The organism is Paenibacillus sp. cl141a, assembly GCF_900109305.1.
GTDB classification, from domain to species: Bacteria; Bacillota; Bacilli; order Paenibacillales; family Paenibacillaceae; genus Paenibacillus_AQ; species Paenibacillus_AQ lautus_A.
The window spans coordinates 143723-165861 of sequence record NZ_FNZO01000013.1; the positions used below are offsets into that span (position 1 = coordinate 143723).

The window sequence follows — 22139 nt, forward strand, 5'->3', positions numbered from 1 at the left end:
GGAAAAGACGATGGCTTCGCTTCTCCAAAACAATTCCGCCTTCTGCGCTCAGGGCAGTTTCCTTACAATGAAATCGCCGTATCCAACGCGACTTCCATCATCTCGTTAAACGTCGTTTGCCGCTCCTCGGAAGAAGTCTCTTCCCCTGTGAGCAAGTGATCGCTCACGGTCAGGATCGTCAGGGCATTCACGCCGAATCGTGCGGCGATCGTGTAGAGCGCCGTCGTCTCCATTTCCACGCCGAGCACGCCATGCTGCATTAGCTTCTCCACAACGGATTTGTCCTCGCGGTAGAACACATCGGACGTGAATACGTTGCCGACATGCATCTTCAGGCCTTTCTCCTTGCCACGCTCATATGCGCCGAGCAGCAGCGGGAAGCTGGCAATCGGGGAGAAATCATAACCGTTGAAGTGGTGACGGTTCATGCCGGAATCCGAGCAAGCCGCCTGAGCCAGAATGACGTCGCGCACCCGGACGTGCTCCTGCATCGCACCGCAGGTTCCGACGCGGAACAGGTTTTTGACGCCATATTCCCGAATGAGTTCATTGACATAGATCCCGATGGACGGCACGCCCATGCCCGAACCCTGCACGGAAATGCGTTTTCCTTTATAAGTTCCCGTAAATCCGAGCATCCCTCGCACTTCGTTGTAGCAGGTCACGTCCTCCAAATACGTCTCGGCAATGAATTTAGCCCGCAGCGGGTCGCCTGGCAGCAGAATCGACTCCGCGATATCTCCCGGTTTCGCTCCAATATGTGTACTCATGTCCCATTCCTCCACTTGTTCGATTATTTCAAGTCATTCAAAAAGCTGGTTCCGTGCTCCGGCAGCTTCACGCCGAAGTTGTCGGCAACCGTGGCGCCGATGTCGGCAAAGGTCTTGCGAAGCGGCAGTTCCTTGCCTTCCGCAAAGCGAGGGGAATATACAAGCAGCGGCACGTATTCACGCGTATGGTCCGTGCCCTTGTAAGTAGGATCATTCCCGTGGTCGGCCGTGATGATCAAGAGATCGTTCTCCGTCATTTTCTCGAATACCTCCGGCAGGCGCCGATCGTAATCCTCCAGCGCTTGGCCGTATCCTTTCGGGTCGCGGCGGTGTCCGTAGACCGCATCGAAATCCACGAGATTCAAGAAGCTCAGCCCCTTGAAGGATTCATCCAGGGTTTGCACCATTTTGTCCATGCCGTCCATGTTCGATACGGTTCTGACTGCCTTCGTAATGCCTTCCCCGTCGTAAATATCGGAGATTTTACCGAGGGCGATGACGTCAAGGCCGGCATCCTTCATCTCGTTCATCGTCGTACGTCCGAAAGGCTTCAAGGCATAGTCATGCCGATTCGCCGTACGCTTGAAGCTCCCCGCCTCGCCGATAAAAGGACGGGCGATGATCCGGCCGAGCATATACGGATCTTCCAGCGTGATTTCGCGGCAGAACTCGCAGATTTCGTACAGCTCCTTGAGAGGAACCACATCTTCATGAGCAGCGATTTGAAGCACGGAATCGGCAGAGGTATAGATGATCAAAGCCCCTGTTTTTACATGCTCTTCGCCAAGCTCTTCGATAATCTCCGTTCCGCTGGCCGGCTTGTTGCCGATGACCTTCCGTCCGGTTTTCTCTTCGATGCGCTGAATCAGCTCGTCCGGGAACCCGTCCGGGAATACGCGAAATGGCGTATCGATATACAAGCCCATGATCTCCCAATGGCCTGTCATGGTGTCTTTGCCATTCGAAGCTTCCTGCATTTTTGTATAGTAAGCCCGAGGTTGATCCGTTACAGGGACGCCCTCGATCTCCCGGATGTTGGACAGCCCGAGCGCTGCCATGTTCGGCATGTTCAGCCCGCCGCATTCGCGGGCGATATGCCCCAGCGTGTCGGAGCCGATGTCGTCGAAATCAGCCGCATCCGGTGCTTCCCCGATGCCAACGGAGTCTAATACGATCAAGTGAATTCGGTCAAAACGTTCCATATCCAAGTGCTCCCCTCATATATGAGTTGTTAAATCAAACTATCCATAAGGCTCGCTTGTAGTAGCTCGTTTCCTGCCAGGCTTACAGGAACAGTCCGGTAATGGTAGCCGACAGCACGCTCACCAGCGTCGCCCCGTACAGCAGCTTTAGGCCAAAGCGGGCAACCACGTTCCCCTGCTTCTCGTTCAGGCCTTTGACTGCGCCGGCAATGATGCCGATCGAGGAGAAGTTGGCAAAGGATACCAGGAATACCGATACGATTCCCACAGTGCGTTCGGACATATCCGTGAAGTTGGCCAGGCTAAGCATCGCTACGAACTCATTCGATACCAGCTTCGTAGCCATGATGCTGCCTGCATCCACCGCCTCTTTCCAAGGCACGCCCATCACAAAAGCGAATGGAGCAAAGATGTAACCTAACAGCTCCTGGAAGGTGATTCCGAAAATCATATCAAAAATGCCGTTGATCATTGCGATCAAAGCAACGAAACCGAGGAGCATCGCCGCAACGGTAATCGCGACCTTGAAACCATCCATGATGTATTCGCCCAGCATTTCGAAGAAGGATTGCTTCTCCTCCTCCTGCACCTCCAGAATATCCTCTTCCTTCTCCACCTTGTAGGGATTGACGATGGAAGCAATGATAAATCCGCCAAACAGGTTTAATACAAGCGCGGTCACCACATACCGCGGCTCGATCATGGTCATGTATGCGCCGACGATCGACATCGATACCGTGGACATCGCGGAAGCGCAGAGCGTATACATGCGGTGCTTCGGAATTAAGGCGATCTGTTTTTTGACCGAGATAAACACCTCGGATTGCCCCAGGATTGCGGAAGCTACCGCATTGTAAGACTCCAGCTTACCCATGCCGTTGACTTTACTCAAGACGAGGCCGATATATCTTACGATAAACGGCAGTACCTTAATATATTGAAGTATACCAATCAATGCGGAAATAAACACGATCGGCAGCAGGACATTCAGGAAGAACGGACCCGCACCTTCATTGGCAATGCCGCCAAACACAAACTCGATTCCGGCTCCGGCATAATCAAGCAGCGCTTTAAACGTATTCGCTATCCCTTTGACAAGATACTCGCCGAAATTCGTGTTCAGCAGAAAAAATCCAAGGATCAGCTGCAGCACAATCATGACAGCCAGCGGACGATAACGAATGTTGCGCTTATCATTGCTGATAAGGAACGCAAGACCGAATACGACCAGCAAACCTAGTATGGCGATTAGAAATTTCATCGTCGATGTTCCCCCATAGGTGAATTTTTTTGATAGATGGCATGGCTACCGAATCATTGAAAACCTTATATCCAATAAACGATTTAGTAGGAAGAGCTGGATTGGCCGCCCTCCATAATTTTCACGCCGGAGCTGGCTCCGATACGCGTTGCGCCCGCTTCAATCATGCGATCCATGTCTTCCTTGCTGCGCACGCCGCCGGAAGCCTTAACGCCCGTGTTTTCTCCGACCGTCTTGCGCATCAAGGCGACATCCTCCGGAGTAGCCCCACCCGTGGAGAATCCTGTGGAGGTTTTGACAAAATCGGCTCCGGCTTTCACGGAAAGCTGGCACGCACGCACCTTTTCTTCTTCTGTCAGAAGGCTTGTCTCAATGATGACCTTGACCAGGGCTTTGCCCTTGGCTGCATCCACGACAGCCTGAATATCTTGCTGCACCAGCTCATCGTTCCGATCTTTCAGCGCCCCGATGTTGATCACCATATCAACCTCCGTAGCCCCGTTAGCGATGGCATCCTTCGCTTCAAAAGCCTTTACAGCCGTCGTGTTAGCCCCCAGCGGGAAACCGATAACGGTGCATACTTTGACGCTCGTGCCCGCAAGCTGCTCAGCACAGTAGGATACCCAAGTCGGGTTCACGCAAACCGAAGCAAATCCGTACTTTTTGGCCTCATCCGTAATTTTCGTGATCTCGGCCTGGGTTGCATCCGCCTTCAACAGCGTGTGGTCGATCATTCCTGCTATATTCATCTGGTTAAAACACTCCTTATATTGTTTTTATGCAATCTTGTAAAAGCGCTATCATAACGCTTAATCCTTTAGACGGGACCATCATATCACAGCCTTGAACATATGTAAAACATATATTGAAAATATGTTCATTCCGATTTATGGCAATGATATTTATCATTGTTCGCTGTAGGACTATTCATCATTCAGGAATAATCTAACAATTCACCGTGTACTATGCTCTATACCCTGTCAGCCTAAACATAAACAGAAAATCGGCCACCCATACGGCTTGTGAAATTGATTTCCAATACGCAAAAAAACACCCCGTCCAGGCAAGAGGAAGCTGATTTCCGCTTCGATCTTCCGGAACGAGGTGCCGTAAAACTGGACAATATGTTGAACATTTCATGGAAGCAAGGCTTGCGCCGTAAACTGGTCCGTTACCAGGATGTTTGCATACTTGCCGATCAGCGCAGCTCGGATGGCCTCCACCTTGCGCTGCCCGCCTGCCACGAGAATCGATTTCTCCTTGTGGCGCAAATCATCCAAATCGATGCCCACCGTACGATTGTTGATATCCTCGCTGCACACCCTGCCCTCCGCATCAAAAAAACGGGAGCAAATATCGCCTGCGCCGATCCGCTGGAGAAGCTGCTGTTCTTCCTTGCTCAGATAACCGAGCCGGAACAGCAGCGCGTCCTCATGAACGGTGCCCACCGTAAACATGGCGATATTGGCTTGTTTGCCTAATTGGATAATCCGCTGGATATGCCGGTCCCTCTCCACCATTTCCTTCAGCTCCGTGGTGTCGAAGATGACCGGCAGCGGCAAATATCTCGCCATCGTGTGGTACGCCTCGGCGAACAGATTGACGATCTCGGCGGCATACGTGTTCACATGCGAATGGCTGACGCCGCCCTTCAACTGCACGACCTCGACGCCCCGAACGGGCTTCTGCTGCAGCTGAAGCGCCACGGCATGCATGGTCGTTCCCCAGGTAACGCCGATGATATCCGCATCCTGGACCGTTTCATGCAAGTAATCGGCTGCCTTTTTGCTGATATGCTTCTGGATTTCGCGGTATTCGTTGACGGGAGAATAACTCACCAGCACGTGTTCCAAACCGTAAGCCTTCTTCACCCTTTCGGCCAAAGCGCCCAGGTCCTCGAGAGGGTCCACGATGCTGATCTGCACATACCCCTGCTCCTTGGCGTGCTGAAGAAGCCTGGAGACCGTAGGGCGGGAAACGCCGAGTCTCGTGGCGATATCCTGCTGGCTGTAATCCGACATATAGTACAATCTTGCCGCCTCAATGCTGAGGCGCTGTTTATCCTGATCCATGATCCAACCCACTTTTATGATGTCGTAATCGAATTGGGTCCATTATAACGTGATCTGACACAAAATTCGATAGCGAGTTGGAGCTGGCATATATCTTGAACTAAGGTTACCCCAGTCTGATCAAAACCGCAGATTTATCGTCAGACAATTTAAATCGTGGATAGGTAATACATTCCGGATCGCTATGTTCCAACGCCACCAGCCAATCGGCATACTCTTTCAGTCCCCGCGACTTAATATTGCGGAACAAAATTTCCTCGGAGGTCCGTCTGCCCCCATTCACCAATTTTTCAGGATAATAGAGTCCGTCGGTATGCAGCAGCAGCTCCTCAAGCTGGATCCGGTTAATCTTGCCGTACTCAATAAAATCCTCCGCGTCCGAGCGTCCATTCAGAACGGAGTAGCCTCTGGCCGTATTCATTTTTTCTTTATTCTTGAGAATGCGGGGCTTCACCAACTCCCATAACTGATCCTTCGACTGGACTCCGGCCAGGACGGCCTGTTCCCAGATTAGCTTGGATTCATAATCAATATGCGCCACATGGTCCCGTGTCACCATGCGCACAGACCCGTCAGCATAGGCACCCATAATCATGCAGTCGCCTGATTGAGCATATTCGATATAATGGTCCGTAATCCGGATCACTGCAATTCCCGCCGTCCATAACTGATCCTTGGAATCGGTCGGTATGTCGTGCGCCTGCATTTCCACTCCCAATATGCGATTGGCCTCACGGGTCAACTGCTCCAGATTACGCTTTTCTTCCGGTGAAATCTGCTCAAAGTATCGCTTTAACAACTGCGAGGCAATCCGTCCGCCAGTCTCCCCCTCTGAGCCTCGAAACGGCACCAACGAAGTGGCACCGTCTATAACGCCGTATATCTGCAGCTGATCGTTGATAATAAGCGCATCCTCGTTCCAGATACCGCTCCCCTGTATCGACAAATTTTGCACTTTCATCTGTTTTCATATCCCTCCCACGGAGCTCCCCCGCATATGATCTCGTTCTCCAATCTCTGTATGACAGATCAGGGAAGAAGGGGCAGCAGATCGGCCGCCTTCTGCTCCAGATCCGGTCTACGCTCTATCTCCAAGGCTTTCAGTGTTTCATCGATTCGGTTCCAACGTCTGTAATCGTCAGACATTGGTGCAGTCCCGTCATCATTCCCGACCAGCCGTAACAACATGTTATAACGGGTCCCCTCCGCTGTTTGCCGCGCCAGCGAGTCCAGGCTGTCTTGACGGACCGGCATATAGCCTGTCGCATCCAGCAAAGTGTCCTGTATATACGGGGAAGCGATGTGGTTAACAAGCTCCTGCGCCAGTTCTCTGTTGCCTCCCCCGGCAAGCACGGCGAAAGCGCTAAAGCCCGGCGAGACCCCTTGGTCCACTGCTCCCGGCAGAGGAACTACGCCATAATTGAACTTGCCTGCAATATACTTATCCATCCACTGCATATGTTGCGAGCTTGATACCAGAAGCAGAATCTGTCCGTCCATGAATTCACTCAGAGCCAGTCGGTGCTCCAGAGGAAACATCACACCGGAATCAAACACCAGCCTGTTCCATGCCCCGAGAAGTTCAAGCAGCCGCTCTCCCCTCTCCTCTTCTGCCGGATGGCCCCACATATTCAAAAAAACAAAGGCCAAATTCTCATCCACCGCCAATACCTGCTTCCACTTGATGGACGCATTGCGATGGTTCAGACCTCTCACCCAGCCTGAAATCTCTTCATTTAATTGCTCAAGATCCGCAAATTCCAGTTCTCTCTGAAAACTTGCGTTCCGAAGCTTGTCTTGATTATAGTAAAGTACCGGAATCGATGCACCGGCAGGCATCGCCCACAGCTTACCTTGAAACGTGAACGCATTGCGGGCTGAAGCCGTTAGGTCCGTTGTCTCACCTGGCAGTTTGATGGGCACGAGCGCCCCGTCTTCTGCCCATTCCGCCAGACCGTAGGCATTGTTCAATTCCGCAATTTGTGGAGCACGTCCTGCAGAGATGGCAGCTGACAATTCCGAATGCAGCGCCTCATACGATTGGAAGGTGCGCACATTCATCTCCACTTCATGATAACGAGCCTGCAAGGACTTAAGTATCGGTTCCCATTCACTGCTGTAAATCCAGCATTCCATTCGCTCGATTTCCTTGATCCTCTGCTCCGGCGGATGCCCGAGCCGCCGGAAATAAGTCGAGTAAACAACCAGACTTCCGGCAATAATCAGTACAAAGATAATCCAGATCAGCCCATTCTTGCTCCAAATCCGATTTTTCCGCTCCAGCATGTACCCCTCCTTTTTTTACATTATAAAAGGAAGCAATATAGAAGGAGAACTACCAAATCGAGCATCGCAAGCATAAGTTACAAGGACAACCCCTTGCTGCCCGACAACTTGTTCGCAATCAGCAGCGATATAAGCGTAGTCACCGTAAGAATAGAGGCAAGTGCGGCACCGGTGCCGTAATTGGAGGTAAAAACCTCACTGTAGATCGTGACGGATATGGTCGCCGTTGCTCCATAATACAGAACAAGCGTGGAGCTTAATTCATTAATCGTTGTAATCCAGCTGAGGATGGCTCCGGATATAACGCCCGGCGCCATCAGCCGGCCCGTCGTTTTGAAGAAAGTTTTCATCGGCGGCACGCCAAGGCTGATCGAAGCCTCTTCCACGCTTCGGTCCAGCTGGTGAAGAACCGCCGTACTCGACCTGATCGTGTACGGGATTTTTCGTATCACGTAGGCAATGACAAGGATAATCCATGTTCCGGTCAGCACTATCGGCGGCTTGTTAAAGGCAATGATCAGACTTATACCAAGCACGGTGCCCGGCATGATATAGGGAATCATAATGATGCCGTCGATAAAAGCCGTGAATTTGGACCTTCGCCGCACGAGAATATAAGCGATGAGCATGCCCGCAATAACCATGACGATGATGGACAACACAGAGTAAGAGTACGTATTCATGATCGCTTTGGGCACTCGGAAGAACACTTCTTTATAGCTGTCTAGACTGAATCCGCTATGGAACACCGGTCCCTTTTTCGCAAGGAAAGAGGTCACAAGCACGGTCAGCTGGGGCATAATGGATATACAGGCTGGAATAAATGCCAGCACGGTCAACAGAACCTTCGGCATCCGCTTCAGCTTCTTCACCGTCGGCGTTCGCATGCCGGTCATGGAATAATTTTTGCGGGATACAAAATACCGCTGACCAAACAAAACGGCTGTTGAGAAAAAGATCATGACCACACTCAGTGTGCTCGCCATTGCGGGGTTGCCGCCCATCTCACTGATAAATTGTTCGTAGGCCAGAATCGGCAGCACTTTATAGCCCTGCCCAAGCAGCATTGGCGTGCCGAAATCGGCAAATGAAGCCATAAATACCATCAGTGCCCCTGCCGACAGCGTAGGAAATATGAGCGGCAGCGTCACGGTTCGCAAACGATTCCATGCTGTCATTCCCAGACTCTCGGATGCTTCTTCCAACGAAGTATCGATCGTCTTGAGTGCACCGGATACATACAGGAAAATATGAGGGTAGAATTGCAGGGCAAATACGATGACAATCCCGTGCCAGCCGTAGATGGAAGGAATATCAATCCCCAACTCCCGGATGAACCTCGTAACAAAACCGTTATTGCCCATCAATAAAATCCATGAATACGCTCCGATAAATGGCGGAGATAGCAGAGACATAATAACCATCATCTGCATCAAGCCTTTGCATTTGATGTCGTATCTTGTTGCGATGTAGGCTAGCGGGGTGCCGATCAGAATCGCCAGCACGGTTGCCAACGCGGATACAAGAAAGCTATTCAGCAGAGCCTGATGGTAATACTTGAGCTGAAAGAAATCCAGGTAGTTCTGCAGGGTTATGCTCCCGTCCTTGCCGATAAAGCTGTTTAACAGCAGGGACACCAGCGGGTAAATAATGAACACCAGCATGAAGATATACACACATACGGTTACAAACGTCCAGAAATCCCATCTTCTGAGCAGCAGACGCTGTCCAACGGTCGGAGACCCGACGGGCTTAAGCTTCGCCTGCACGATAGATCACCTCCAGGCCAACGCTGTCATACATAACGGACCGTTGAAGCTGAAAATCCAGAAACAATCGTTGCTTCTCCTGAAACAGAATTAGGGTTTTGCCCGGATAATCATGTACATCGATAAAGGTCCCGTCCTCAAGCTTCATTAAGTAACTCACCTTATCGCCCAAGAAACTGACAGCTTGAACGATTCCTTCAAAGGCAAAAGAGGGACTTGGTTCCGCGCTGATCTGCACCCGCTCGGGACGAATTGAAAAAATCACTTTGCCTGAATAAGATTGTTTGATTGGCAGCTGCGTCTCTTTGCCTAGCAATCGTATTGTTCCGATCCCGTCGTCACCGCCCGAGTCAGACGTGCAGGTTCCTTCCAGAAAGTTGGAAGTACCGATAAAATTGGCCACGAACTGATTCCGGGGGTATTGATAGATGTCCCTCGGGGAAGCGATCTGCTGGATGACTCCCTCGTTCAGTACTGCGATCCGGTCCGAAACGGCGAGCGCTTCTTCCTGGTCATGCGTCACATAAATAGTGGTGATATTAAGCTCCTTTTGCAATTGACGGATATCGGTCCGCATTTTCACCCGGAGCTTGGCATCCAAATTGGACAGCGGCTCGTCCATTAGCAGCAGTGCGGGACGGATGACAATGGCTCTTGCCAGAGCAATCCGCTGCTGCTGTCCCCCGCTCATGTTACCGGGTATCCTGTCTCGGAGATCGGCCAGCTCCACCATCTCCAGCGCTTCCATCACCCGGATCTCGATGTCCCGTTTCGAAATTTTCCGGGCGCGAAGCCCGTAGGCCACATTGTCAAACACACTCAAATGGGGGAAGATCGCGTAATTCTGAAACACCATCCCGATATTGCGTTCATGGGTAGGCACGTCATTAATGACTCGGCTGCCAAAATAGATATCCCCTTCCTCTTGTTTATAGAAGCCGGCAATCGTTCGGAGAAGAGTGGTTTTCCCACAGCCGCTCGGTCCCAGCAGGGTAAAAAACTCCCCTTCGTTTATTGAAAAATGCGCATCATTAACCGCCTTGTTCTCTCCAAAGTATTTTGTAACATGATCGAATACCACTTGACTCATGAATGCCTCCATATCCGAGAGGACGACTGCCCACGGATCAGCCAGCCATCCCCCCACCTTTGTGCTCTATGCTCTATTCCTTGCCCATCATAATATCGTTGAATCTACTGATAACGGCTTCTTTGTTATCTGAAGCCCAGCTAAAGTCGTAATCAACCAGTTCGATGTCCGCAGTCTGAGGCAAGCCTTCCACCGGTTCTACATCATCTCGAACCGAGCGGCGCTTAAATTCCTTTTGCACCAGTTCCTGCACATCCTTGCCGACAATAAAATCAATAAACTGCTTCGCTTCATCCGGATTTTTGGTTCCTTTGATGATTGCAGCCCCATCAGGTACAGCCGAAGTGCCTTCGCTCGGATAAATAATGCCGATCTGCGAGCCGCCTTCCATGTACCGCAGCGCAGCATCTTCCAGTGTGATGCCGAGAGCAAACTCACCGTCAGGTACGGCGCGTTGGACCAGACTGGAACCCGACAAAATTTTGCCGTCCATATTGGCCACAAGTTTCTTGACATACTCCCACCCCTGCTCGTCATCCTTACCAAAAGCCGTCAGCATGGTCACCAATTGCGTATAGGAGGAGCCCGACTTGCCTGGATCGGCAAATGCAATCTGCCCCTTCCACTTGGGATCCAGCAGATCCTCCCAAGATGCAGGCAGCTCATCCTCGGATACCAGCTCTTTGTTGTAAGTGATTACCATCGGGAGAGCGTTAAACGGTGTCCAATAGTTGGACGGATCCAGATAGCCCGGGAAAATATCCCCCTTCTCGTTTGTTTGATACGGCTCGAAATATTCGCTAAATGATGCCAAGGAATCGGCTCCTCCTGCCCAAAAAATATCCCCGAGCGGATTGCTTGCCTCAGCCTGCACACGCTTCAGCAATTCCCCTGTACCGCCGGAGATCAGATCGACGGATATACCTGTCCGATCCTGAAACTCTTTGATAATCGGGTTGTTGATTTCGGCTGCATTCGGCGAATAAATGGTCAGCTTTCCCGTACCCGCGCTGGAATTCGAATTGGAATTCGAAGAATCGGACTCCCCCTTGCCTTCGGTCGCAGGAGCACCACAAGCTGTAATAACACCTAACAAAATGATCACACTAGCGATTGCGGTAAGCCATCTTTTCACCATTTTTTTGTATCCCCCTTATTTTTGTGTTATTTTCCCTTCCACGAATTTACTATACCTGTCAGGCTTCCACCTCTCAACGAGACAAAATTGCATAAATGTTTAATTTTTTGCTTAATTTCGTGAATGTAAGCGTTTAAAAAAGAAGCCCTTTAGCTTTCAAAGGCCTTCTTCATCCAATTTTCTTACACAAATATTACATTCCATGTGATTCCAGCATTCTTTTACGATATTCCGTCGGCGTTTCTCCAGTATATTTACGAAAAATTTGACTGAAATAACGGGAATCCTGATACCCCACGGCAAGCGAAACCTCATAAATCCTCACATTCTCGTCCCCCAGCAATCTCTTTGCCTGCTCCATTCTTAACCGGGTTAAATATTCTATAAAGCTTACACCAAGCCGTTTGCGGAACAGACGGCTAAAATGCGCCTCGCTCAAGTGAAACCGGGCAGCCAGCTGTTGCAGGCTGATATCTTCGTTAAAATTATGCTGGACATACGCCTCTACTTGCCGGAACCCTTCGGCAAAATGCACGGCAGCATTATCCAGATGTTCGATGTCACCGTATACGGACACCCCGCTCTGTTTACTTGCTGCTCTATGCCTGACAACTTCTAACGCTTCCTGATATGCTCGGTCCAGCTGCTCAATCCCCCCATATGAGAGACTTACCCCGGCATAGACCAGCGCTTTGCCAAATCCGGTGACTGTTTCCTTCAACATGCCCACTGCCACTTCTTCATCGGGAACAATGCACGCTCTTTGCAGTTCATCTATCATAATCAAGGGACCGTAAATGCGGGCATACAACCGTTCCTTTATATGCAGCCACCGCTCATGCCGCCGTTCCTCGCCTTCTTCCTCCATCTGTACCACGGCAACCCGTATCTTCTGTAAGCCGGCAGTCTCCTCCAGCCATTCCTTCAGCATCTCCAAGGAGGCCGTATCCGTGATTCCGAGCATGCTGTCATGAATCAGCTTCTGAACAACGAGTGATTCCCTGTCCCTTTTCCAACTCTGCAGCTGCTCCATCACGCTCGCATGCTGCCTCGTCCGGACAAGCTCCTTACATACCTTGTCAATTGCCTTTACCAACGTATCGGGATCTGTCGGCTTTAACACAAAATCGGAGGCTTTGAGTTTGATCGCCTGCTGGGCATAAACAAAGTCATCAAATCCGGTAAGAAAAATCACCTTCAGCTCTGGACAGAACTCCTGGGCGGTCCATGCCAACTCAAGACCGTCCATGCCGGGCATTCGAATGTCAGAGATGAGAATATCCGGTTGAAACGCCTGAATTTGCTGCACAGCCTGTTCTCCGTCCGCCGCTTCACCGACGAGAACACAATTCAGTGCCTCCCAATTGATCGTCTGCTTCAATCCTTCGCGGATCATCCATTCATCATCGGCAATCAGAATTTTAAACATCGCTTACCGCCTCCCGTATAATCGGTATACTTAGACTGACCTTCGTCCCTTGACCCGGCAAGCTATCAATATGCAGAACGTAGGCATGTCCAAAATGCAGTTCCAGCCTCCGCAAGAGATTATGAAGTCCGATTCCGGTCGTGCTGGTCTCCTCACCGGAAACGTACTCTCCCAGCAGGATGCGCTGCAGTTTATCCGGAGCTATCCCGAGTCCGTTATCCTCCACCACGAACTGCACCCGCTCTCCCGCCAATCGGCCGGAGATAAGCAGACTACCCTGACCGGCTTTCATCTCGAGTCCATGGTTGATCGCATTCTCCACCAGCGGCTGAATTAGCAATTTGGGGATGCATAAATCCAGAATGCCTTCATCGATCTCCACCGAAATCGTAATTTTATCCCGATAACGAATTTCTTGGATTGTCAGATAATTGCGAATTTGCTGCATATCCTCACGAATGGGGATAACGGTATTTCCTCGCCGGATGCTGAAGCGCAGCAGGCTGCCCAGCGAAACCGCAATGCTGCTGATCACCTCGATCCTGTGAATCCGCGCCATCCAATTAATGGAATCCAGCGCATTGTACAAAAAATGGGGGGTGAACTGGGCATGAATCGCTTTGATCTCCGCCTCCTGCACCTTTAGCTGCTTCTCGTACACCTGGTTAATCAATTCCTTGATCCTCTGAAGCATCCGGTTAAAGCTTCCGCCCAGATGACCAACCTCATCCCGGTACTTCGAATCGAAGGTTACCTCAAGGTCTCCCTTCTCAACCTGCCTCATTAGTCGACGCAGCTTGTGGAGCGGTCGGGTAATGTAATCGGACAGCAAGAAGGCCGTGCAGTAAGAGATCAACACTCCGAATATGACAATGAATATCGTGAAATTGCGAATGCTGGCGCTCTCACCGGTTAAAGCGCTTATAGGAACCACATTGATCAATTTAAAACCATGGGTATCGGATGTATCATAAATGACCATATGTTCAATATCCTGTTCCATTATTCGGAAGAATCCCTTTCTTTCTTGCAGAATGGTGGAAAGGTAAGGTTTCTCGAGGCGCGTGCCGACCTCCAGTTTGGAGAGATGGCTAGAAATGATATATCCTTTGTCATCCAAAAGATACACTTCTCCCCCGTCATACCGGTAAGCCCTTTCATATTTATCCGCGAGGGCAGGCTCCATAATGTCCACGATGAAATACCCCAGCGGTTTGCCGGTATCAATCTGCTTAAGCAATCGGCCAGAGCTGAGGACCGTCCCGTAATCCTCGAATTTTTTCAAGGAATAATGGCTATCCCAGACCACATCGCCACCTGCCAGCCTTGCTTTACGAAAAAGCCCCCAATCCGCGTTATAACGTAGATAGGAGCTTGGTATAAATTTTCCCGTAAAGTAACGGTCTCCGTTCTCTCCGAGCACATACAGCTGGATATCCCATGATTTAAAACCGAGGAAGCTGTTCAAAATGGCAGCGACCGTCTGCTGGTCGCGGTCTTTCTCTTCCACGCTTCGAGCAGCCGGCTTGGACAGAATCTCCTGAATGTCTTTGTTGCTGTACAGATACATGGACAGCTGTTCAATATCTTCGACGAAGTAATTAAGGCTGTAGTTGATTTGAGATAGGTTTTCCAGAATGATTTCATTGGCTTTGGTCTGGATTTCACTAGAGGCTTTACGAATGGAGAAAATACCTAACACTGCGAGAGGGATGACCGCAATCAGAAGAAACAGCAGCATCAGCTTAGTCTTTAGTTCCATGGCATGCAAACGATCCATCCAATAGTTCATGACTGGCTCACCCATTTTCACTCGAATTTCAGATTAATATAGCATAAAATGTCGGATGCACCAATCCTCTGGCACCTATATACTGATTTCTCTCAGAGATGATCCCTGATTCTGCAGCTTTACCGTTTACGAATGACATGCCCATTAAATCGGATAAGCTCTATGTCTTCAGCCAATAAAAATACACCCCTAAGAATTTCATCGGTTAAACCCAAGGTTTAATCCAATCTCCATTCCAAGGGGTGTACTTCAACCCTCATACGGATGTCGTCTAGCGAGGCAAAACTTTAGATCAATGCTTTGTACTCCAGCGGAGATACCCGGCCATAAGAAGCTTTTGCCCCTTGGATCGGTGCCGCCCAGGCCACGGCATTGGCAATCACCTGCTGAATTTCAGGCTGATGATAGGTAGGGAACGCTTCATGACCCGGTCTGAAATAGAACAGCTTGCCGCGTCCGCGCTTGTAGCAGCAGCCGCTGCGGAACACCTCGCCGCCTTCGAACCAGGAGACAAACACCAGCTCATCCGGCGCCGGAATCTCAAAACGCTCCCCGTACATTTCCTCCTGCGGAATCTCGATATACTCACCGAGCCCGCTGACGATCGGATGGCCGGGATCGATGACCCACAACCGTTCCTTCTCGCCGTCGTCGCGCCATTTCAGTGCGCCGGTGTTCGTGCCGAGAAGGCGCTGGAAAATCTTTGCGCCGTGACCGGAATGCAGCACGATGATCCCCATGCCGTCCAATACGCGCTGGCGCACTTTTTCCACGATATCATCCCGTACTTCACTATGCGCCACATGCCCCCACCAGATCAGAACGTCCGTTGAAGCGAGCACGTCGTCCGTCAATCCGTGTTCGGGATCATCCAGCACGGCGGTGCGTACGACGAACTGTGCATCCTTCCCCAGAAAATCGGCAATCGTCCGGTGAATGCCTTCGGGGTAAATCTTAGCGATCTGTTCATTATGTCTTTCGTGCCGGTATTCGTTCCATACCGTTACATTGATATTAGCCAAGGATGGCGGCCTCCTTTAAATTGAAATCCAAAGACCTCTTATACATTCAACCCAAGTATAGGCTGTGTTACAATGAACGGGAATGTGTGAAAGTTACTCTTTTTGTACAAAAACGACTTCGCGTTTTTTAAGGAGAGAGGGTGGAACTCGTGCTATCGATGAACGCTGACTATGTGCCTAGAATCAAACTGATGGGCTTCGTCTCCTATAAGAACCCCTGGATTCATTTCAAACGGAACACCCACGAGCATATTCTGTATTTCGTGAAGAGCGGCGAGCTTCACATGCGGGAGAACGGCGTATCCCATGTGCTCCGAAAAGGCGACATGCTGGTGCTTGAGCCGCATCTGGACCATGAGGGAACCCAGAAGCATCCCTGCGACTACTACTATATTCATTTTGAGCATCCCGATATTCAGCAGGCGCCCGAACGGCCCTTATCCCTGCTGGCCAAGCAGTGGATCATGAGCGAGAATCAGCCGGCAGGCAAGGATGATGGCAGGCCGCTGTACTTTCCGAAGACCTGCACGTTAACCCAGAGAAAAAGTCTTCATCACATGTACCATGCCCTCAGTGAAATGCTGCAGCTTTACAGAAGAAAGCACTTTAACCGCAGTTTGACCGCGCTCAAATTCATGGAAATGCTGATCGAACTGTCCCGCGAAAGCCTGTTCGATGAACTGGAGAAGAACAGCCCGCACACCAAGTCCTATATGAAAGTGCATGCGCTGCTCGACTACATCCACGAACATTATGCCGAGAAAATCATCAGCTCGGATATCGAACAGCGCTTCGAATGCAACTATGACTATATCAATCGGGTGTTTGCCAAGCTCACGGGCCATACGATCATGCGATATGTGAATCAGGTCCGGATCAATCATGCCAAAGAGTTAATCGAGGCCACCCATCTCAGCTTCGGGGAGATCGGATATCTGACCGGTCTGGATGATCCCTTTTATTTCAGCAAGGTGTTCAAAAAATACGTCGGCATGTCGCCGAACCAATACTATAAGCAGGTTCGCGACAAGGAATAAGGCGGGGGCCGGGGGGCCAGCGTCCGGCATCATGGTTGGCGTATCGTGGATAAGTCATAGCGAACGTTCCGGCGCCCCTCCTTCCTTGGGGATAACCCGCCGCCTCCCGCGATTTAACGCCGAGTTATCCTTGCACTTCTCCACATTTGTTCACAAACGCTGGATAACTCCCCTGGATTCAGGGACCAAAATGCAGCTTGCGCTGTATGAAAGGGGATCATGTTCATAACTCTGTGTATAAAGTAACGTAAGAATAGGTTATGCACAGTTCATGCTGACTCCATCCGTTATAAAGAATGCAATTATCCACATCCGGGGATTTGGATTTTTTCGCATATTCCGGGACAGGATCATTCTTTTATTTGCGCCCGTAATCAGCCTTAATCTCTCCCCAGCTCTTCGTTTGCCATTTCAGCACCTTGTTCTCGTATGTATTGGTTCGAAGCCAGTGCTCGGCCCGGTCCACCAGCTCCCATATCTCTTTGGTTGACGCGTCGCGCGGCAGCGTGGAGACCACCTTCTTCTGCTTCAGCCATTTGAGCGCATTCATGGAATCGCTGTACACCGTTTTCGTGCTGCCGATTTTCTTCAAATAAGCCAGCGCATGGACGATCGCCAGGAACTCGCCGAGATTGTTCGTCCCCTTCTGGATCGGCCCACACGAGAACAGAATATCCCCCGTCTGCGTATCCACGCCTTTATATTCCACCGGTCCCGGGTTTCCCCGCGTTCCCACATCCACGGAGATGCTGTCATAATCAATCTCCCCCGGATCCTCGGCCGCGGAGGCGCTGCTGCGCTTAGAGCTCTTGCTCTTGGATCCCGAGCTGCCTGATCCGCTTCCGGACTGCCCCCAGTAATTTTTATACCCTGCCGCATAGGCCTGTTCCGCTTCGCTTCGGGATTCGAACGCCTTGAATTTCGCACCTGCAAATTGGTTCACCTGCTGCTGGCATTCGCCCCAGCTTGTATAAATTCCGGGTACTTTGCCTACCCAGACTACGTAATATTTTTGCTTTGCCATCATAAACCTCCATCCTGAACTAACCTCTCTAGCGTACTATATCACATCCTCCGAAACCAACAAAAAAAGCGCCATCGTCTCCGATCCGCTTTCGATGTTTGACCTTATTCAATTGTTCCTGTTTCGTCGGCTTCACTCTCACATGCTGTGACAGCGCGCTATAATCCTCGTTGGTCTTTCTCATCGAGACGGCTGACCATATGCCGGCGCGTTCCGCTTTGCGGAGCGCTTTTTGCGTTTTGGTACGGGCCATGAGGCTCACACTCCTTCTATTATAGAACTCCCTATATTGTACGGCAAAATCGAAGGGAATGGAACCGGAGCCGCTCGGGACTCCGCCACCCATTTGACCCCCCGTTTATTCCCATCCCTCAAACGTGAGGATTTTATCCCGGTAATTGACGTCCACTCCCTCATGCGTCCGGTATTTCAGTGCTTCCAGCTTCGCTGCGGCGTCCGTCTCCGTCTCATTGCTCCCGATCGTGACCTTATCCTGTTCCACGGCGGTGATGACCCAGGAACCCTCCGTTTTATCCAGGGAATACCTGCGGTACATTTGAGTCAGCGTTTTTCCTTTCAGTTCCCTGGATTCCGATGCATATACCAACACTTCCTCGCCTTGTTCACTCTCATAAGGGTCCGAAATAAGAATCGAGGCCTTCTCTTCGTTCATTCCCAAAGATTTGACCAGCCCCCGCATATGCTCCTTATGCTTCTCGTACTCTTCGGCGGACATTCCCATCATGTCGCTTGCACGATATTCCTTCTCGTTATATCCGAAAATAATTCGGTCGGTCATAGCCTGCATGTAAGACTCACTGACAATCCCGCCCACCTCGGCCAAATATTCCGGATAATCCATTTGAAAATGCAGCAGCTTATATTCCGCCGTTTCCAGCTTCTCGACCTGGTTCACGATCTGCTCCCGTTCGTTCTCCGACAAACCCGAGCCGCCGCAAGCGGACATTCCCGCAACCGATAATACGATCAACCCTAATAGTAGTAGACTTTTCATGTTCCGGCTCATCCTTAAATCCTCTCCCTCCTGTAAACCTATGATATAATACGGAATCATTGGAGAATAGATCCAATTATGATAGGAGAGTGTACCGATGAAACTGGAGCGGCTCATATCCATGATTTACATGCTGCTGAACAATGAGATTCTGTCCGCGTCAGCCTTGGCAGAGAAATATAACGTGTCCCAGCGAACCATCTACCGCGACATCGATGCCATCTGCGCCGCCGGCATTCCGGTCGTATCCTATCAAGGGGTCAACGGCGGATACGGCATTATGGAGCAATACAAGATGGATAAAAACCTGCTCGGTTCCTACGATGTCAGTGCCCTGATCACCATCCTGCACAGCATGTCTACGGTGTTCGAGGATGAACGGGCCCTGGATACGATTCAGCGCCTGCAGACCATTGACCGTTCCGCCAACTCCGCATCGCAGGGATTGTCCATGGATATCGGGAGCTGGCGGTCGTACAACGAAATCCTTCGTCTTCTTCGCCGCGCAATTACGGACAGGCATGTGATCTCCTTTCAATACATAAGCGCCAAGAATGAACGCATTTATCGAAAAATCGAGCCCCTGCGACTCATGTATAAATTCGGATCCTGGTACTTGTACGGCTTCTGCAGAACGAGGAACGATTACCGCGAATTCCGGATCTCGAGAATGTCGGATCTGTCCTCCTCCGCCGAGCCCTTTATGCGCCAGCATGCCGAGGAGCACACATATGGACCTCAGCTTCAAGGGCAACATCCAGATGAGCGGAGCGAACGGCACAACTGGGAATTATCGCCCGATGCCGTAGAAGTCGTGCTTCACGTGTCCCCCGGGGCCCTGGCCAAAGCGATGGATCAATTCTATGACGTACAGCGGGAATTTCATGAAGACGGCTCGCTCCGTCTCACGTTCAAGGTCAATGACCCGGATTCCTGGTGGTTCTGGTCTACCCTGCTGAGCTTTGGCGAGGAGATCGAGATTGTGGAGCCGGCCGACTTAAGGATCCGCATGCAAGCCAAATTAGAAAACATGCTGCAAGTGTACGCAAAAGTATGACAGTCCGCTGTCATACTTTTTTATTTACAATGTTCCCAAGAAGGAAATAACACGAAGCCAAAGGGGACGATCTTAATGAACTATCCTGTAAAAATGTATGAATACCATGTATGGGCCAACCAGGCCATATTCAACCGTCTGCTGGAACTTCCTGGCGAATTGTACAATCGGACCATCACAAGTGTCTTTCCGACCGTATCGGAAGCGTTGATTCATATCTACACGGTGGATCTCGGCTGGATGAACATTTTCTCCGGGAAGGACATGGGCTCCGCATTGGCTGAGGCCTACCAGCTCCGGGAAGAGCTTGAAGAGATTTCGCTGGAAGACCTGAACCTGCGGTTTATCGAATTGGCGGATCGATACGCTGCGTTTCTCCGCCAGCAGCCTGACCTGGAGCGGATGATCCGATTGGATAATCCTTATGCAGGCATTCGGGATACCCGCCTGTCCGAGATATTGCTGCATGTCGTGAACCACGGCACTTACCATCGTGGAAATATTGCCGCCATGCTGCGCCAGCTCGGAAGCTCCTCCGCGATGACCGATTACGCTTTTTTTTGGTACCAGAATAAACCGGAGCCCGTCTTCGCCTGATGGCGCTCAGAACAGCCGCGAAGTCTAGGATCTCTGAAATTCCAAGCCGGTATCTGCCCGACAAAAACCAAAAAGCCTGCTTCAAGAACCCGGTTCCGAAGCAGGCTTTCTATCCTGCATTCCATATATACGCTTGTTACAATTTGCGGCCTTCCGTCAATCGCACCCAGAAGCCGCCTTTGAAGCTTTTCGGTTCATGGGAGATAATGAACGCTTGCGGCGACATTTTGGAAAGTGACTCCATCAGCCGCCGCTCATTCTTCCGTTTCACGAGCACTTGAAGCACCAGCCGCTTGCCATCCTTGCCGTCCGCTTCCCAAGCGGTCACGCCGTATCCCTTATCCCGCAGGTTCATGGCCAAGTTCGTCTCAACGGAATTGACGATCACCTGCACCACGATGTATCCGAGTGCCAGATACTCCTCAATTCGGCTGCCGGCATACACGCCTAGGCCAAAGCCCAGGCAGTAGGCCGCCATATTAAAGGGATTGTCCAGATTTTGCAGGACGAGATTGAGGCCGAGCAAGTACACGAATACCTCCAGCATGGCCAGAAGGGAAGCTATCCCTCTCCTGCCTTTGATCATCAGGATCAGCCGCAGCGAAAAAATCGAGACATAGACCACATTGATGCCGATGATGGAGCCGATCAGCGACAGCGAGATCATAGAGAATCACGGGTGGCGATATACTCCGGTCTTGGCTTCTGGCCCGAATACGGCTGCTTGACCTTGTTCTCCACGCTGTTATAGACCATGAATATATTGCTGCGCGGCATCGGCGTGATGTTGCTGTTCGACCCATGCATAATGTTGCAGTCAAAAATCACGATCGAGCCCGCCTTGCCGACCGGCGTGTCGATCCCGCCCTCCTTCACCATTCGCGTCAGGCTGTCATGATCCGGAACGCCGTACTCCTGCTTGCGCAGGGAATCCTTGAAATGATCCTCCGGCGTTTGGCCGATGCAGGCGACGAATTCCTTATGCGATCCGGGCACCACCATAAGCGGCCCGTTATAAGGATAGTTATCCTCCAGGGCAATGGAGCAGCTTAGCGCTCTCATGCGCGGCATGCCGTCCTCGACATGCCACGTTTCGAAGTCGGAGTGCCAGTAGAACTCCTTGCCCGTAAAGCCCGGCTTGTAATTAATTCGGGATTGATGGATATACGTCTCGCTTCCCAAGAAGTATTCCATGATCGCCAGGAGTCTAGGATGCTGGGAGAGCTGCTTGAATACTTCATGGCTCTCATGCACGGCAAATACCGACCGCACTTCGTCTCCGCCGGGCTCCCGGATCACTTCATCTTTCTCCGATTCCCGTGCCGTTATTTGCAGCCTGCGAGCTTCTTCCTGATATCGCGAAAGCTCCTCCCGATCAAAGAAGCCTTCCAGAAATAAATATCCGTTGCGCTCGTAGAAGTCGGATTGCTCCTGCGTTAGCGGCGCATCCGGCGTCCACTCCGAATGTACGACCCGATCCTGCCTTTTTAAGATCCGGGGCTCCGCATGCACTCTGGAAGGGTAGACGTCCATTTCTTTTTCCTGAAGGGCCGACGCATGATTTTTACTCATCGCATA

21 protein-coding genes are annotated in these 22139 nt (G+C 50.9%); 3 read left to right on the plus strand and 18 right to left on the minus strand.

From position 1 onward, the window contains the following. Positions 1–62: 62 nt before the first annotated feature. The 13 genes from deoD to BMX45_RS26865 all read right to left on the minus strand — a co-directional run bounded on the left by deoD (position 63) and on the right by BMX45_RS26865 (position 15831). The gene (deoD, locus tag BMX45_RS26805) at positions 63–770 is read right to left on the minus strand and encodes a purine-nucleoside phosphorylase (RefSeq protein WP_009589537.1); all 708 of its coding nucleotides are present in this window, start codon (positions 768–770) and stop codon (positions 63–65) included. A 23-nt stretch (positions 771–793) separates the two neighbouring features. After that, a complete protein-coding gene (deoB, locus tag BMX45_RS26810) occupies positions 794–1972 on the minus strand; it encodes a phosphopentomutase (protein WP_090913322.1) in 1179 nt (392 codons plus the stop codon). Between the two features lie 82 nt (positions 1973–2054). Continuing rightward, a complete protein-coding gene (locus BMX45_RS26815) occupies positions 2055–3233 on the minus strand; it encodes a NupC/NupG family nucleoside CNT transporter (protein WP_090913324.1) in 1179 nt (392 codons plus the stop codon). Positions 3234–3316: 83 nt separating this feature from the next. Then, a complete protein-coding gene (gene deoC, locus BMX45_RS26820) occupies positions 3317–3982 on the minus strand; it encodes a deoxyribose-phosphate aldolase (RefSeq protein ID WP_009589523.1) in 666 nt (221 codons plus the stop codon). A gap of 387 nt (positions 3983–4369) precedes the next feature. Beyond that, positions 4370–5305: a sugar-binding transcriptional regulator gene (locus BMX45_RS26825; protein WP_090913326.1), complete on the minus strand. Its 936-nt coding sequence runs from the start codon at positions 5303–5305 to the stop codon at positions 4370–4372. Positions 5306–5411: 106 nt separating this feature from the next. Beyond that, entirely contained in the window at positions 5412–6266 is an 855-nt protein-coding gene (locus BMX45_RS26830) for a protein phosphatase 2C domain-containing protein (RefSeq protein ID WP_090913328.1), read from the minus strand. A gap of 68 nt (positions 6267–6334) precedes the next feature. Further along, the gene (locus BMX45_RS26835; protein WP_090913330.1) at positions 6335–7591 is read right to left on the minus strand and encodes an extracellular solute-binding protein; all 1257 of its coding nucleotides are present in this window, start codon (positions 7589–7591) and stop codon (positions 6335–6337) included. Positions 7592–7668: 77 nt separating this feature from the next. Further along, a complete protein-coding gene (locus BMX45_RS26840; protein ID WP_254778282.1) occupies positions 7669–9360 on the minus strand; it encodes an ABC transporter permease in 1692 nt (563 codons plus the stop codon). After that, positions 9344–10507 (minus strand): ABC transporter ATP-binding protein, encoded by a 1164-nt coding sequence (locus tag BMX45_RS26845; RefSeq protein WP_254778284.1) that lies wholly within the window; start codon positions 10505–10507, stop codon positions 9344–9346. The genes BMX45_RS26840 and BMX45_RS26845 overlap by 17 nt, the downstream gene beginning before the upstream one ends. Before the next feature lie 16 nt (positions 10508–10523). Beyond that, positions 10524–11588 (minus strand): ABC transporter substrate-binding protein, encoded by a 1065-nt coding sequence (locus BMX45_RS26850; protein ID WP_090913335.1) that lies wholly within the window; start codon positions 11586–11588, stop codon positions 10524–10526. 193 nt (positions 11589–11781) lie between these two features. Continuing rightward, positions 11782–13017, minus strand: a complete 1236-nt coding sequence (locus BMX45_RS26855; protein ID WP_090913337.1) for a response regulator — start codon at positions 13015–13017, stop codon at positions 11782–11784. Next, entirely contained in the window at positions 13010–14809 is a 1800-nt protein-coding gene (locus BMX45_RS26860; RefSeq protein WP_090913339.1) for a cache domain-containing sensor histidine kinase, read from the minus strand. Before BMX45_RS26860 ends, BMX45_RS26855 begins: the two co-directional genes overlap by 8 nt. Positions 14810–15096: 287 nt before the next feature. Next, entirely contained in the window at positions 15097–15831 is a 735-nt protein-coding gene (locus BMX45_RS26865) for a ThuA domain-containing protein (protein ID WP_090913341.1), read from the minus strand. 158 nt (positions 15832–15989) lie between these two features. Between BMX45_RS26865 and BMX45_RS26870 the strand changes: the two genes are divergently transcribed. Beyond that, on the plus strand, positions 15990–16868 hold the full coding sequence (locus BMX45_RS26870) for an AraC family transcriptional regulator (RefSeq protein ID WP_081746329.1): 879 nt from the start codon (positions 15990–15992) through the stop codon (positions 16866–16868). A gap of 358 nt (positions 16869–17226) precedes the next feature. Here BMX45_RS26870 and rnhA read toward each other — a convergent pair whose 3' ends face one another. The 3 genes from rnhA to BMX45_RS26885 form a co-directional block, all read right to left on the minus strand. Further along, positions 17227–17892, minus strand: a complete 666-nt coding sequence (gene rnhA, locus BMX45_RS26875; RefSeq protein ID WP_090913343.1) for a ribonuclease H — start codon at positions 17890–17892, stop codon at positions 17227–17229. A gap of 28 nt (positions 17893–17920) precedes the next feature. Continuing rightward, positions 17921–18145, minus strand: a complete 225-nt coding sequence (locus tag BMX45_RS26880) for a hypothetical protein (RefSeq protein WP_009589514.1) — start codon at positions 18143–18145, stop codon at positions 17921–17923. A 105-nt stretch (positions 18146–18250) separates the two neighbouring features. Then, complete coding sequence (locus tag BMX45_RS26885) at positions 18251–18907, minus strand: hypothetical protein (RefSeq protein ID WP_254778285.1); 657 nt, start codon at positions 18905–18907, stop codon at positions 18251–18253. 97 nt (positions 18908–19004) lie between these two features. On the opposite strand from BMX45_RS26885, the gene BMX45_RS26890 reads away from it, so the two are divergent. After that, the gene (locus BMX45_RS26890; RefSeq protein WP_090913347.1) at positions 19005–19964 is read left to right on the plus strand and encodes a helix-turn-helix transcriptional regulator; all 960 of its coding nucleotides are present in this window, start codon (positions 19005–19007) and stop codon (positions 19962–19964) included. Positions 19965–20039: 75 nt separating this feature from the next. Then, the gene (locus BMX45_RS26895; protein WP_090913348.1) at positions 20040–20561 is read left to right on the plus strand and encodes a DinB family protein; all 522 of its coding nucleotides are present in this window, start codon (positions 20040–20042) and stop codon (positions 20559–20561) included. Between the two features lie 136 nt (positions 20562–20697). Here the strand turns inward: BMX45_RS26895 and BMX45_RS26900 are convergent, their stop codons facing one another. Beyond that, the gene (locus BMX45_RS26900; protein WP_090913350.1) at positions 20698–21228 is read right to left on the minus strand and encodes a DUF2179 domain-containing protein; all 531 of its coding nucleotides are present in this window, start codon (positions 21226–21228) and stop codon (positions 20698–20700) included. Further along, entirely contained in the window at positions 21225–22133 is a 909-nt protein-coding gene (gene thpD, locus BMX45_RS26905) for an ectoine hydroxylase (protein ID WP_090913352.1), read from the minus strand. Before thpD ends, BMX45_RS26900 begins: the two co-directional genes overlap by 4 nt. Positions 22134–22139 lie beyond the last annotated feature (6 nt).